The organism is Neisseria sp. P0001.S005 (assembly GCF_051963715.1).
This window is the reverse complement of sequence record NZ_JBQCTZ010001076.1, coordinates 1-236: the sequence shown is the minus strand read 5'-3', so window position 1 is coordinate 236 and position 236 is coordinate 1. Positions and strand designations below refer to the sequence as shown.

Genomic DNA, 236 nt, shown 5'->3' with positions numbered 1-236 from the left:
TCCCCCCGACCAGTTTCCAAATTTCCAATATCACCGGCGGCACAGGCGCGACCAATGTGATTCCGGGCGAGCTGAACGTCAAATTCAATTTCCGTTTCTCGACCGAGTCCACCGAAGAAGGGCTGAAACAACGCGTCCACGCCATTTTGGACAAACACGGCGTGCAAGACGATTTGCAGTGGTCTTGCTCAGGCCAACCGTTCCTGACTCAGGCAGGAAAACTGACCGATGTGGCA

The 236-nt window shown here is 54.7% G+C and carries 1 protein-coding gene; it reads left to right on the top strand.

The genetic code is table 11. The annotated features are described in order from the left end of the window. On the top strand, positions 1 to 236 hold a 236-nt coding region (locus ACTHSP_RS24110; protein WP_440347237.1), incomplete at both ends, for a peptidase dimerization domain-containing protein.